Origin of the sequence: Brucella intermedia LMG 3301 (assembly GCF_000182645.1) — a bacterium.
Lineage (GTDB): Bacteria > Pseudomonadota > Alphaproteobacteria > Rhizobiales > Rhizobiaceae > Brucella > Brucella intermedia.
This window is the reverse complement of sequence record NZ_ACQA01000002.1, coordinates 1,408,876-1,422,407: the sequence shown is the minus strand read 5'-3', so window position 1 is coordinate 1,422,407 and position 13,532 is coordinate 1,408,876. Positions and strand designations below refer to the sequence as shown.

The window sequence follows — 13,532 nt, the reverse complement described above, 5'->3', positions numbered from 1 at the left end:
GAAACCATGGCAAAGGCGCTCGCCAAGGCGCAGACGCGCAAGAACGACCCGGATGCAACGCGGGAAAATATTCTCGACGTTGCGGGGCGGGAGTTCGTGGCATCGGGGTTTTCCGGCGCCCGCGTGGACGAGATCGCGGCGCAGACCCGCACGTCCAAGCGCATGATCTATTATTATTTCGGCAGCAAGGAGGGGCTTTATCTCGCCGTGCTGGAACGCGCCTATGGAAAGATACGTGCGCTGGAAAGCTCGCTGTCGCTCGACGATCAGGACCCGGAATCCGCCATGCGCAGTCTGGTGGAAAGCACTTTTGACCATGACGACGCCAATCCGGATTTCGTGCGGCTGGTCGCGGTGGAAAACATTCACCGCGCCGAACACATGGAGCGCTCCGATGTCCTGTCGCGCCAGAATGTGACCATTCTGGAAACGATCGAGAAAATCCTCGAACGCGGGCGCGAGCAGGGCGTTTTCCAGCGACGCATTTCCGCGCTCGACCTCCACATGCTGATCAGCGCGCAGTGCTTCTTCCGCGTGTCCAACAGGCACACATTCGGCGCGATCTTCGGCACCGACCTCATGGCCTCAGACGTGAAGGCGCGGCATCGCCGCCTGATCAGCGACACGATCATCGCCCTTTTGAAAAGCCCGGAATAGCGGGGGTCGGCGCGCCGTCCGATCCTGTGGAGAATGGAATTGAGAAGTGAAGTGACGAAACGCCGTATTCATGTGGGCCTGATCGGCGCGAATATCCAGCGTTCGCTCTCACCGGCGATGCATATGCGGGAAGGCGAGGCGGCGGGTCTCGCCTATCGCTACGACATTATCGATCTTGCCGAGAAGGGGCGTTCAGCCAGCGATCTGCCCGCGCTTGTCGCGGAGGCGGAGGCTGCGGGTTTTTCCGGTCTCAACATCACCCACCCCTGCAAGCAGGCGGCGGTGGCGCTGGTCGATGAACTTTCGCCCCATGCTTTTGCCCTGCAATCGATCAACACGGTGGTGTTTTCCGATGGCAGGCGCATCGGCCACAACACCGACTGGTGGGGCTATGCGGAAGGGTTTCGTCGCGGCCTGCCGGGTGCGTCGCTTGCGCGTGTGGTGCTGCTCGGTGCGGGTGGGGCCGGGGTCGCCGTTGCCTACGCGCTCGCCGAGATGGGGGCGCTGGAAGTGCACATCTTCGACCTCGACGCCGCGAAGGTCGATGCGGTCATCGGCAAGCTCGTTGCGGTGCAGCCGCAATGCAGTTTCATTGCAGGTTCCGATCTCGCGGGAACGCTGGCGGGGGCATCTGGTCTGGTCCACGCGACGCCAACGGGCATGGATGCGCATCCCGGCCTGCCGCTCGCGCCCGCGCTGGTACAGCCTCACCTCTGGGTTTCCGATATCGTCTATTTTCCATTGCAGACGCCGCTGGTTCGGCTTGCGAAGGAGCGCGGATGCCGCGTGCTCGACGGCGGCGGGATGGCTGTGTTTCAGGCGGTCGGCGCATTCGAGCTCTTCAGTGGCATCAAAGCCGATCCGGACCGGATGCTTGCCCATTTCGCGCAGTTGCAGGCGCGGAACTAGAGCAATAAAGGATCTTCAAAAATGGACGCAAGGATAAGTTTCCGGATTCTACGCTAACGACTCTGGTCTCCAGCGCCGCTATCTTCAATCATCTGGTAGAGCAAGCATAAATCACCGAACGGCACGTTTCTATTCAAGCGTGTTGATGAAGATGCTTTGTGTTTTTGCGGGATCGCTTGTTGAAGAATTGGCGTTGGAGGTTCTCGTGAGTATAAACTTCAGATCATCGGGTATATCTGCCACGCGCATGTCGACGCGGCGCATCCTTGTCGCCGGTGGCGCGGGGTTTCTTGGCTCTCATCTTTGCGAACGTCTTCTGAACGAAGGAAACTTCGTCGTCTGCGTCGATAATTTTTCGACCGGACGGCTTGAGAACCTGCGCAATCTCCTGCGTTACGACACGTTCAGCTTCGTTCGCCACGATATCGTCAACCCGATCGATCTGCCGGTGGACGAGATCTACAATCTGGCATGCCCGGCTTCGCCGCCGCATTATCAGGCTGATCCGGTGCATACGATGAAGACGAGCGTCATCGGCTCGCTCAACCTGCTTGAGCTTGCAGCACATTACCAGGCCCGGATTTTTCAGGCATCGACTTCGGAAGTCTACGGCGATCCGCAGACGCATCCGCAGCCGGAAGCCTATTGGGGCAATGTCAATTCCTTCGGTCCCCGGTCCTGCTACGACGAAGGCAAGCGCTCCGCCGAAACGCTGTTCTACGATTTTCACAAGCAGTATGGCGTCGATATCCGCATCGTGCGCATCTTCAACACCTATGGCCCGCGCATGCGGCCCGACGACGGGCGCGTCGTGTCGAACTTCATCGTTCAGGCCCTCAAGCGTGAAGACATCACCATCTATGGCGACGGCTCGCAGACCCGCTCCTTCTGCTATGTCGACGATCTGATCGAAGGCTTCAGCCGGCTGATGAACAGCCAGGTCCGCAAGCCCGTCAATCTGGGCAATCCGGGAGAGTTCACCGTGCGTGAACTCGCCGAGCAGATCATTGCACTGACCGGTTCGTCATCGCGGATCGTCTATCGTCCGCTGCCGACCGACGATCCGCGCCAGCGCCGTCCCGACATCATGCTCGCCAAGCGCGAGCTTGGCTGGGAACCGCAGATAGCGCTTGTCGAAGGGCTGAAGCAGACGATCGCCTATTTCGAACGCCAGCTTGTCAGGCCGACGGGCGAGCTTTTCGAGGTGGCGAGATGACACGGCCGACCATACTCGTCACCGGCGGTGCAGGCTTCATCGGAAGCCATACGGCGAAGCTTCTGCATGAGAGCGGATTCTCGCCGGTCGTCTATGACAACCTGTCGACGGGTCACCGGTCTTCCGTTCGCTGGGGCGAGTTTGTCGAGGGCGACACGCTTTCCCAGGATCAGCTTGTCGCTGCCATCACGAGCTTTGATCCGGCAGCCATCATCCACTTTGCGGCCTCGGCTTATGTGGGGGAATCCGTCACGGACCCCGCGAAATATTATCGCAACAATGTCGGCGGCATCCAGTCCGTTCTGGAGGCGAGCCGCCTGACGGGCGGACGCCCTGTCATCTTTTCATCGAGCTGCGCCACCTATGGCATTCCGAATGCGCTGCCGATCCGCGAGGGTGAAATGCAGCGCCCCATCAACCCCTATGGGCGCACGAAGCTGATCGCCGAACATATGCTGGCCGACTATTCGGCAGCCTATGGCTTGCCCTATGCGGCACTGCGCTATTTCAACGCCTGCGGCGCCGATCTGGATGGCGAACTGGGCGAAAGGCACGATCCCGAAACCCATCTGATACCGCGCGCCATGCTGGCTGCGGCGGGAAAGGCGGATTGCCTCGAAGTTTACGGCGATGATTACGAAACGCCGGATGGCACCTGCATCCGCGACTATATTCATGTCGTCGATCTGGCGCGGGCGCATGTGCTTGCGGTCGAACATCTTCTGAATGGCGGTGGAAACCTCGTTCTCAATCTGGGAACCGGGCGCGGAACATCCATCAGGGAAATCGTGGATGCGATAGACCGGCTGACCGGCCGCAGGGTGCCCGTCGAAATGCGGCCGCGCCGGGCGGGCGACCCGCCCGTGCTTTATGCCGATCCATCGGAGGCTGCGGCAAAGCTCGGCTTCCGCACGCTCCATTCCGATCTCGATACGATCATCCGCACGGCTGCGCCCTTCTTTGGGCTGGAGATGCGGACATGACACGGCGCGAGCTTCACCCAGTCACTGGTGGCGATACAGGCGAAACGGAACCCTTGCTGACGCCCATCTTCACTGGCCGCAAGCGGGTGGAGTATGTGGTTGGCATTGTCCTCTGGGCCCTCGCCCTCGCCTATTTCTGGCAATGGTGGCTCATCAGCGCCACGCCCAATCACCTTGCGGGTTATATTCTGGTGACGGCGCTCCTGGCCTGGATCACGATCCTGCCGCTTTATTTCATCACCATTTTCTTCCACGCGGCGCGCCCCACCGGCCCGCTTCGCATCCCTGCTGGAAGCCGCGTTGCCATGGTCGTCACCAAGGCGCCGTCTGAGCCGTTCGAGGTGGTGGCTGAAACCTTGCGCGCCATGCTGGCGCAGGATGTGCCGCACGATACCTGGCTTGCCGATGAGGACCCTTCGCCCGCGACGCTTGCCTGGTGCCGGGAACATGGCGTGTACGTTTCCACGCGCAGGGGACGTGCCGATTATCATCGGCAAAGCTGGCCGCGCCGCACCCGGTGCAAGGAAGGCAATCTCGCCTTCTTCTACGATCACTATGGCTATGAGCGCTATGATTTCGTGTCGCAGCTCGATGCCGATCATGTGCCTGAGCCGGGCTATCTCTTCAACATTCTGCGGCCCTTCGCCGATCCCGCGGTTGGTTATGTTTCCGCGCCAAGCATTTGTGATCGCAATGCGCATGAAAGCTGGTCGGCCCGCGGGCGTCTCTATGTGGAAGCCAGCATGCATGGCTCGCTGCAGGCCGGTTACAACGGAGGCTTTGCCCCGGTCTGCATCGGCTCTCATTATGCGGTACGCACGGCAGCGCTGAAGGAAATCGGCGGCCTTGGACCCGAACTGGCCGAGGATCATTCCACGACCCTGTTCATGAATGCGCATGGCTGGCGCGGCGTTCATGCGCTGGATGCCATCGCCCATGGCGACGGTCCACGCACCTTTGCCGATCTTGTGACGCAGGAATTCCAGTGGTCGCGCAGCCTCGTGATGATCCTGTTGCAATATACGCCGAAGCTGATCGGTCGCTTGCCGCTGCGCCTGAAGATCCAGTTTCTGTTCTCGCAGCTTTGGTATCCTCTCTATGCTTTCTTTCTGGCGCTGACATTCGTTCTGCCGATAGCCATTCTGGCTTATGGTGATAATTTCGCCAGCGTTACCTATCCCGCTTTCCTGATGCACTTCATGCCGCAATCGCTCGTGATTTTGGCGCTGGCATTCTGGTGGCGGTCGAGCGAGACGTTCCGCCCTGTCGACGGCAGGATTTTCAGCTGGGAAGCGATGCTGTTCCTGCTGGCACGCTGGCCCTGGGTTCTGGCTGGAACCTTCGCAGCCTTCCGTGACTGGCTGACCGGTTCCTTTGTCGATTTTCGTGTCACGCCGAAAGGCTCATCCGAGGTCGATCCGGTGCCACTGCGGGTGATCGCGCCCTATGCGCTGATCTCCGGTGTGTCCATTCTGCCTGTCCTCGTGGTCAGCGGTGCCGATCAGACGCGAGGCTTCTTCATCTTCGCCATCATCAATGCGTGTTTCTACCTGTTCCTGATGGCGATGATCGTCATCCAGCACACGCGGGAAAATCAGGTGCGCATGACGAACCGCCTCTATCGGCCGGCAATGGCATGCAGTTTCACGGCGCTGGTGGCGTTGACAGGCTTCACCACTGCCGAACGCGGGCGCGACGGCATCGAGGCTCTGAGCTGGGGCACAAAAAGCTTCACGCTCTTTGACGACCGCTTCTCGGTTGCAGGGGCTGGCAGAGGCGGGCGCGACGTTCACCGGACAGTCTTCAACCCACGCTGGCGCACCGGTGCGCCCAGCGCAGTAAACTAGGCGAAAGAGGCGCGACGATTATGAAGATCGCTGTCATCGGTACGGGCTATGTCGGATTGGTCAGTGGCGTGTGTTTCGCGGCCTGGGGACACGAAGTCGTCTGCGTCGACAAGGACGAGCGGAAGATCGTCCGGCTGGAACGCGGCATCGTGCCGATCTACGAGCCGGGGCTGGAGGAGCTGGTGGAACGCAACTTCGCCTTTGGGCGGCTCCGTTTCACGACCGATCTGGCGGAGGCCGTCAAGGGCGCGTCGGTTGTCTTCATTGCCGTGGGAACGCCTGCGCGCGCTGGCCACGGGGATGCCGACCTGTCCTTCGTCTATATGGCCGCTCGTGAACTCGCGCCGCTGATCGACGATCATAGCGTCGTGGTGATCAAGTCCACCGTTCCGGTCGGCACTGGCGATGTGGTGCAGAAGATCATCGGTTCGGTCAAAAGGCCGGGAAGCTTCTCCGTCGCATCCAATCCGGAGTTTCTGCGCGAGGGCGTGGCCATTAGCGATTTTCTGGAGCCGGATCGCGTCGTGATCGGCGTCGAGGATGAGCGCGCGCGCTCCATGCTGGTCACCCTTTACGCTCCGCCGCTCGAACCCCGGCAGACGCCGATCCTCATCACGCAGCGGCGGACGGCGGAACTCATCAAATATGCCGCCAACGCCTTTCTCGCCACCAAGATCACCTTCATCAACGAGCTGGCGGATCTGTGTGAGGAAGTCGGCAGCGATGTCAGCGAACTGGCGCTCGGCATGGGGCTGGACAAGCGTATCGGGACGAGTTTCCTGAATGCGGGGCCGGGTTATGGCGGCTCCTGTTTTCCGAAGGATACGCTTGCGCTTCTGCGCACCGCCCAGGACCACGGGGTGGCCCTGCGGCTGGTCGAGGAAACGGTCACGGTCAATGAAGCGCGCAAGCGCCGCATGGCGCTGAAGGTGCTGGATGCGCTTGGCGGCAGCGCCGAAGGCCGCACGATTGCCATCCTCGGCCTGACGTTCAAGCCCGACACGGACGACATGCGCGACGCACCGTCCATTCCACTTGTCGAGACCTTGCAGCGTTTTGGCGCCAGCATTCGCGCCTATGATCCGGCGGGGATGGAGAATGCCCGCCGCCTTCTCAGCGACGTCGAGTTCCATGACGACCCCTATGACTGCCTGAACATGGCCGACGCCGCCGTGGTCGTGACCGAATGGGACAGTATTCGCAAGCTCGACCTCGTCCGGATGAAGCAGACCATGCGGGACCCGGTAATCATCGACCTGCGCAATGTCTTTTCACCGGCGATTGCCGGGAGCCTGGGTTTCCGGATTTCGACAATCGGCCATCCTGTTCAACAGCGGCAGGAAAGAAGAGCAACAAACGTTCTGCCGCAGGCGCGCATCCGTCAATCGCAAGAACCTTTGACGGGTGCGCGCAACCTCAAGGTCGTGGGAGGTTCAAATGAAACATTTGAAGTTTGAGGCGAAGTTTGGGGCGATGTTTGAGGGTGGGCGGACCCTCTCGTTGCGGAGCAGGCGCGTTCTGCCATTCCTCATCGTGCTTGCCGGGATCAGCGCGCCAGCCGGTGCGTCGCCATCCGCAAAGGATGGGCTGCCCGACGGCGCTCGCCCGATGACGCCCGCCGAGCTTTACATGCTCTATCACGACAAGAGCTGGCAGTGGACCGATGGTTCCGGGCGCATGGAAAGCCAGAACCGCCGGTTCACCGCGCGGGTCGATGGCGAGAAGGGCAAGGTCTGGGCCGAAGGCCGCTGGCGCATCACAAGGTCGGGGCAGATGTGCTTCGATGCGAAGTGGCATATGGATGAGGGTGTATTCCCCAACAAGACCTGTTTCTCCCACCGCATCGCCGGTGGGACCATCTATCAGAAACGAGAGCCGGACGGCGTCTGGTATGTCTTCCGCCATGCGGGCGGAAACAAGGATGACGAGGCGCGCAAGCTCATCTCCATCGAAACGATAACACCGGACAGGGAAGCGTTGAATCTGGCGCTGCCCGTTGCCCAATCGCCAACGCAATAAAGGAGGCGGCGATGAAAACCTCATACAAACTAGCAACAGCCATTCTTTGCGGCGCGCTGCTTTCAACAGCCGTCTACGCCGCCAGCGGTGTTTCGGGGTGCCACTGTCGACACCCGCAGCATGTTCCACGACAAGCGCCCGGTCATCACTCCGCAATCCATCACCTTCGGAGCCTATGATCCGCACGGGGATTTCACCAACGATCCCAATTCACGCATCGAGCATCTGTTCCTGCCGTGGGAGGATGTGGACCTGACGAGCCTTTCGGCGGCGGACGCCTATGCGCAGGAACGGGGCCGCGAACTGCTGATCACCGTGGAACCGTGGTCGTGGGCACGCGACTGGCGCGTGGCGCCGGACGATCTGCTGAGCGGCATTGTGGGTGGCCGTTACGATTCAAACATGGCCGCGGTCTGCTCCGCTGCCTCGAAGCTGAAGAGCCCGGTCACCATTCGCTGGGCGCAGGAAATGGACGACAAGACAGGCCAGTTCACCTGGTCCTACTGGCCTGCGCAGGGCTATATCCGCGCCTATCAGCATGTCGTCAATGTCTGCCGCAAATCCCTGCCGCACGCCAAATATATGTGGTCGCCAAAGGGGGAGGAGGGGCTGGACGCCTATTATCCGGGCGATGGTTATGTCGACGTGATCGGCCTTTCGGTATTCGGTTACGAGCCCTACGACATGCTGGAACTGGGACGGCCATCCACCTTCGTGGAACGCGCCAAACCGGGCTATGACCGGGTGGTGGGTTTCAAGAAGCCGATTGTCATTGCCGAACTCGGCTATGAAGGAAGCGACGCCTATGTCCGCGCCTGGGCGCAGGAAACCAACAAGCCGCAGGCCGAATTTCCCGCGCTGACCGCGGCGGTCTACTTCAATGACCGCGAAGTCTATCCGTGGCCACGTGGTGTGGGACGGCCCGACTGGCGGGTTGCAAACCATCCGCTTGACTGATCCGGCGAAGCGAGTGCGGTCCGGATGAGAAACCGCTTCGCACCTTTGCTGGAAATGCTCCAACGTCTGAACAGGATTACGACAATGTTTTCGATCCGTTTTAGAACCGTCAGCACGACACAGTCCGTTTTCCGGGCTGCACTCCCTTTGGCCGTGCTTCTTGTGGCAAGTGCTGCGGAAGCAGCGCCGAAGCCGAAGGCCGACGATCCGGTCGCCATCGAGGCTGCGGCGGCATCGCCCCTGTCAGCCACGGCGCTTGAGGCGCTTTATTCCGGCAGAACATGGAAATGGAAGGATGGCGGCGGCTATTTCTCCGCCGACAGGCATCGTTTCACGGCCTGGTCGCAGAAGGGCCGGGCATGGTCCTATGCCGAGGGGCGCTGGTATGCCACCGACAACGGCAAGCTCTGCCTGCAGGCCTATTGGGTCAACAAGATGAGCGGCGGCGGTGACACGACCTGCTTCCTCCATCGCGAGAAGAACGGCGTCATCTACCAGAAGCGCTCGCTGGGTGGCACATGGTACGTGTTCCGCAACAATCCACAGCGCCCGACCGACGAGGCCGCCAAGCTCCTGCGGGGCGACCGCATAAGCAAGGGACTGGCGCGCATGAAAGCCGATGCGAGCTGATCGCGAGGCGAACATGCCGGCTCGCCGATCTGTATGGAGTTCCGGCGAGCCGGTGTGACTGGCGCGTTGCGCGCTTCACCCTAGTTGCGGTTGAAGCAGCGGGATTTCTGCCCGAAACCGCTCGGCGTGCACACAAGGGACGTACCGCTCGCATATTGCGAGGCGGAAACCTTCATGACTTTCGCCGATCCCGGCTTGTTGTAGCGAACCTGCCCGTTTGTCTCGACCTTGGCACGATAAACGGAAATCGTTTCGCTTTTCTGCTTGCGGGCATCCTTGGCTTCTGCACCCGCCGTCAGGCATAATGAAGCGGAAAGTCCAACCACTATAGCGGCAGCCCATTTCAAGCTTTCGCGGCGCACAGTATATGCAAATACATTGTTCATGCGATTGCCTCCGGTTGTTATTACCGTGCTTTCTATCGGATGCGTTTTAATATTCTGGCCGGATTTTCATGAAAATTTTCATCAAATGGGATGCAATGATCTTCCGTCACAGACCAATTCCGGTCAGTTCCGGGCGAAGGCGGAAAAGCAGGTCTTCGCTGTGCATGAGGATACCGGCTGCCGCTTCCAACGGATAGCTGACAGATAATGTTCCGGCTTATTTTGATTTTATACGCGCAAATGCTAATATCACGCCATGGTCTTGGGATGCGGTCTGCGCGCCCTGGCCCCCGGTTTGGTTTTGGGAGTTGCCGTGACATCCCCGAGCGACAAGGCCACGAGTGATCTGAAGCCGGAATTTGTGGAGCGCCGCCAGTCAGCGCGAGTGCCGCTTGCGAGGCTTGGAGAAGAAGCCCGAAGCACCAATATTCTGGCCCCGCTGGTCTTTACGACCGAACAATTGGACCGCTCCGCGCAGTTTTCCGCATGGCAGCAGCATGTGGCTCCCCTCTATGATGTGCGCTTGCCGGAAGGCGTCACTGCCCGGGACGGCTTTGCCGTCAGCCAGAAAGTCTGGGACCTGCGTGGGATGCTGCTGATCGAACAGGCAGCCCCTCCGTTCAGTTACGAGCGCACACCGGAAAAAGTTCGCTTCAGCCCCATTGATCACTGGCAGATCAGCTTCCTGCGCAGTGGCCGCTCGTGGACCTCCGTGGATGGCCGGGTGGCGGAAAACGAACCCGGCATGATCAACATCCGTTCGTTCGGCTACCCGTTTCGCGGTCGGGCGCTCGCGACCGAAGCCGTGCTGCTGATTATTCCGGTCGACCAGTTCGCGGGCCTCGGCGGCATGCCGGAAGCCTGCAACAATGCGACGCTCGGAGGCTATCGCGCCAAGCTCCTCATCGATTTCGTATCGACAATCCAGACCGGGCTGGACCGCATAACAGCCGAAGACCTGCCAGAATTGCGCGACGCCTTGCGCCAGCTCGTGTTCGACACCATCGTTCCGCTGGTGAGGGAGAGCGATGCGAACGCGCACGGCGCTTCTCTGGGGCTGATGACCCGCGCCCGGCGTTTTATCCAGAAAAACCTCATGTCCCGCGATCTCACGCCCGATGCGCTCAGCAGGGAGCTGGCGATCTCGCGCACGCATCTCTATCAGCTGTTCGAGGGCTCGGGCGGTGTGCTCAACTATATCCGCCAGAAGCGGCTGTTCGCGGCGCATGAAATGCTGGCCGATGCCTCGGAAAACCGCAAAGTGTCGGATATTGCGCAATTGCTGGGCTTCGAGACCGCGGCCAATTTCACGCGGGCTTTCACGCAACATTTCGGCTACAGCCCCACCAATGTCCGCAAAGCCCTGCCGCGAAATGACGGCACCGGCGACAGCCAGTCCGATGCGAACCGCTCCGTTACATTCGCCCACCTGTTACGCACCCTGGCCATGTTCGACGCATGACGGCGTAAACGCACGGGGTTTGCGCTCCGGCTATTCCTGATCAGGCATAAGTGCAAAATGTTTCATATTCTTGTCGAGTGCCACCCACTCATGCTTCGACTGCTCGAATATCGATAGGGAGGGTGGTGGAAACGCTGGGTCGGCAAACAGGCCGACGCCCACCCCTATCAAGGACGGGGCACCTTCTGGCAGCCAATAGACCGTTGAGCCGCAGCTTGGGCAGAAATGCATCCGAACCTTTGCGGCCGCTTTCGGCTGTCCGAACGAATTCCGTCGATTGACCAGAAATTTCAACACAACCTCCCGAGTAGAAGGCATTCGCACTGAACGGCGCGCCCGTCCTTCGCTGGCAGGCGAAGCAGTGACACAGGGCCGTCAGTTTGGGCGGTTCGTGAGGTGTTACTTTCAGATTTCCGCAAGCGCATTGAGCATAGGTCATCGATTTCTCCTGCATGTGAGATTGCATCGTGGGGAAGGGGAGATGATCGGAAAGGAGCTCGGAAAGGTTCTGAAACCGGCTGCAACTGTGGCAGCGCCTGAACCGAATATTGCATATTATTATTATCGTTCAACGCCTGATCGGCAAGCTGAAATAGAGCCAATTTCTTACACTTGCTTTTGGGAAAGATTTTGCAGACGCTGTGGTCTTGCCTCCCATCGGGGAGGACACAAGGGAGGAAAGACATGCAGCATTACAGACTGAAATCGCTTTCCCTTGCCGCGGCCATTGCCGTTGCAGGTCATCTGCCTTCAGCTTATGCGGCATCGCCAGCCCCGGCCGAAGGCCAGAACGGCATGGTGGTCACGGCACAGCATCTCGCCTCGCAGGTCGGCATCGATGTGCTTAAGAACGGCGGCAATGCCGTCGATGCGGCAGTTGCGGTCGGCTACGCGCTGGCGGTCGTTTATCCGACGGCCGGCAATCTCGGCGGCGGCGGTTTCATGACGATCCGCTTCAAGGACGGCAAGAGCACCTTTCTGGATTTTCGAGAGCGCGCGCCGCTCGCCGCCACCAAGACCATGTATCTGGACAAGGATGGCAAGCCGGTCGATGGCGCCAGCACTGAAACCTATCTCGCCATCGGTGTACCAGGTACGGTGGCTGGCCTTGAGGAAGCACGCGAAAAATATGGCACCCGCAAGCGCGAGGAGTTGATCGACCCGGCGCTGAAACTCGCCAAAAATGGTTTCACACTTGAACTGGGCGATATTCTCTCCTTTGCCGATGGCAACGAAAGACTGGCGAAAGACCCGGCAGCAGCGAGTATCTTCCTGAAAGACGGCAAGCCGCTTCCCCTGGGTGAAAAGCTTGTCCAGCCGGATTTGGCAAAGTCGCTTTCAGCCATTTCGGAAAAAGGCCCGGCAGCCTTCTATCAGGGCGATATCGCCGATCTGATCGTCAAGTCGAGCAAGGAACATGGCGGCATTCTCGCCAAGGCCGATTTCGAGCAATACAAGGTTCGAGAGCTGGAACCGGTCAAGTGCAGCTATCGCGGCTACGATATCGTGTCCTCGCCGCCGCCTTCCTCCGGCGGACTGATCATCTGCGAAATCCTCAACGTGCTGGAGGGTTATCCGATTTCCTATCTCGGCTATGGCTCGGCGGAAACCACGCGTTTGATGGTGGAAGCGATGCGCCATGCCTATGTGGACCGCAACACGGCATTGGGCGACCCTGATTTCATCGATAATCCAATCGAGAAGCTCACCAGCAAGGCCTATGCCGCAGAAATCCGCAGTCGTATCGACCCTTATCGCGCCGGTGTCAGCGAAGCACTGAAACCAGCCGAATTCAAGGAATCCAACGAAACAACGCATTATTCCATCGTGGACAAGGACGGCAATGCTGTCGCGGTGACCTACACGCTGAACGGTTCGTTCGGCACGGCCAAGGTGGCCGAAGGCACCGGCATTCTGCTCAACAACGAGATGGACGACTTCACCATCAAGCCGGGCGTGGCCAATCTCTATGGTCTCATCCAGGGCGAAGCCAATGCCATCGAGCCGCGCAAGTCACCGCTTTCCTCGATGAGCCCGACCATTGTGTCGAAGGATGGCAAGCCGTTCATGGTTATCGGTAGTCCCGGCGGTTCGCGCATCATCACGATCACGCTCGAGGCAATCATGAATGTCATCGATCATGGGATGGACATTCAGGAGGCGATTGACGCCCCGCGCATCCACCACCAGTGGCTGCCTGATCGGGTCTATATGGAAGCGAACGCGCTTTCGCCCGATACGATCCGGCTGCTGACCGGCATGGGCTATACAGTCGGCGAGGACCATAACTGGCCGGTCTGGGGCGAGGCGGCAGGCATTCTCGTCGGCGGCAAGAACATGGCGGCCATCGAAAAGGGCGGCGACAACCGTTATTACGGCGCCATAGACAGCCGTGCCGTCGCTGGTGCCGCCATCGGCTATTAGAGCGGTTCCGTTTGCTGGAAATGCTCTAACCCGGACCACTCC

General features: G+C 59.9%; 11 protein-coding genes and 2 pseudogenes. 11 read left to right on the top strand and 2 right to left on the bottom strand.

Going from position 1 to position 13,532, the window contains the following annotated elements:
* Positions 1-6 precede the first annotated feature (6 nt).
* The 9 genes and pseudogenes from OINT_RS19190 to OINT_RS19150 all read left to right on the top strand — a co-directional run bounded on the left by OINT_RS19190 (position 7) and on the right by OINT_RS19150 (position 9,218).
* Complete coding sequence (locus OINT_RS19190; RefSeq protein ID WP_006470784.1) at positions 7-657, top strand: TetR/AcrR family transcriptional regulator; 651 nt, start codon at positions 7-9, stop codon at positions 655-657.
* Between the two features lie 33 nt (positions 658-690).
* Entirely contained in the window at positions 691-1,566 is an 876-nt protein-coding gene (locus OINT_RS19185) for a shikimate dehydrogenase (protein ID WP_006469561.1), read from the top strand.
* A 247-nt stretch (positions 1,567-1,813) separates the two neighbouring features.
* Entirely contained in the window at positions 1,814-2,782 is a 969-nt protein-coding gene (locus OINT_RS19180) for a UDP-glucuronic acid decarboxylase family protein (RefSeq protein ID WP_006469560.1), read from the top strand.
* Positions 2,779-3,765: a UDP-glucose 4-epimerase GalE gene (gene galE, locus OINT_RS19175; protein WP_006469559.1), complete on the top strand. Its 987-nt coding sequence runs from the start codon at positions 2,779-2,781 to the stop codon at positions 3,763-3,765. The genes OINT_RS19180 and galE overlap by 4 nt, the downstream gene beginning before the upstream one ends.
* Positions 3,762-5,612, top strand: coding sequence for a glycosyltransferase family 2 protein (locus tag OINT_RS19170; protein WP_006469558.1), 1,851 nt, complete (start codon positions 3,762-3,764; stop codon positions 5,610-5,612). The genes galE and OINT_RS19170 overlap by 4 nt, the downstream gene beginning before the upstream one ends.
* Before the next feature lie 20 nt (positions 5,613-5,632).
* The gene (locus OINT_RS19165; RefSeq protein WP_006469557.1) at positions 5,633-7,069 is read left to right on the top strand and encodes a UDP-glucose dehydrogenase family protein; all 1,437 of its coding nucleotides are present in this window, start codon (positions 5,633-5,635) and stop codon (positions 7,067-7,069) included.
* Entirely contained in the window at positions 7,050-7,631 is a 582-nt protein-coding gene (locus OINT_RS19160) for a DUF995 domain-containing protein (RefSeq protein WP_006470787.1), read from the top strand. Before OINT_RS19165 ends, OINT_RS19160 begins: the two co-directional genes overlap by 20 nt.
* A gap of 11 nt (positions 7,632-7,642) precedes the next feature.
* A pseudogene (locus OINT_RS19155) lies at positions 7,643-8,588 on the top strand (glycoside hydrolase family 26 protein).
* An 84-nt stretch (positions 8,589-8,672) separates the two neighbouring features.
* On the top strand, positions 8,673-9,218 hold the full coding sequence (locus OINT_RS19150; RefSeq protein WP_022569387.1) for a DUF995 domain-containing protein: 546 nt from the start codon (positions 8,673-8,675) through the stop codon (positions 9,216-9,218).
* Between the two features lie 80 nt (positions 9,219-9,298).
* Here OINT_RS19150 and OINT_RS19145 read toward each other — a convergent pair whose 3' ends face one another.
* Complete coding sequence (locus OINT_RS19145) at positions 9,299-9,604, bottom strand: hypothetical protein (protein ID WP_006469554.1); 306 nt, start codon at positions 9,602-9,604, stop codon at positions 9,299-9,301.
* 313 nt (positions 9,605-9,917) lie between these two features.
* Here OINT_RS19145 and OINT_RS19140 point away from each other — a divergent pair, with 313 nt between their 5' ends.
* A complete protein-coding gene (locus OINT_RS19140) occupies positions 9,918-11,066 on the top strand; it encodes a helix-turn-helix domain-containing protein (protein ID WP_036564795.1) in 1,149 nt (382 codons plus the stop codon).
* A 30-nt stretch (positions 11,067-11,096) separates the two neighbouring features.
* On the opposite strand, the pseudogene OINT_RS19135 reads toward OINT_RS19140, so the two are convergent.
* Positions 11,097-11,505: pseudogene (locus OINT_RS19135) on the bottom strand (GFA family protein).
* 245 nt (positions 11,506-11,750) lie between these two features.
* Between OINT_RS19135 and ggt the strand changes: the two are divergent.
* A complete protein-coding gene (ggt, locus tag OINT_RS19130; RefSeq protein WP_006470789.1) occupies positions 11,751-13,490 on the top strand; it encodes a gamma-glutamyltransferase in 1,740 nt (579 codons plus the stop codon).
* Positions 13,491-13,532: the final 42 nt, after the last annotated feature.